Source organism: Pseudomonas sp. K5002 (assembly GCF_013386655.1).
Lineage (GTDB): Bacteria > Pseudomonadota > Gammaproteobacteria > Pseudomonadales > Pseudomonadaceae > Aquipseudomonas.
The window spans coordinates 1-207 of sequence record NZ_JACARK010000007.1 but is presented as its reverse complement, the minus strand read 5'-3'; the positions used below and the strand labels follow the sequence as shown (position 1 = coordinate 207).

The window sequence follows — 207 nt, the reverse complement described above, 5'->3', positions numbered from 1 at the left end:
AGGGCCAGCAAGTTGGTCTGTTCCGATACCGACTTGATCACCTCCAGCACGCTGCCGATCTTCCGGCTTTCCTGTTGCAGGCCTTGCATGGCCTGGCTTGAACGCGCCATCTCCTGAGCCAGGTGCTCGATGTGGGTAATGGCCTCAGCCACCACCTGATCGCCCTGGCCCGCCTGCCGGTCGGCCTCGGCAGCAGCCAGCGACGCT

General features: G+C 64.3%; 1 pseudogene. It reads right to left on the bottom strand.

What is annotated here, in order from left to right:
- Positions 1 to 207: pseudogene (locus tag HX846_RS39345) on the bottom strand (methyl-accepting chemotaxis protein); the annotation flags it as partial.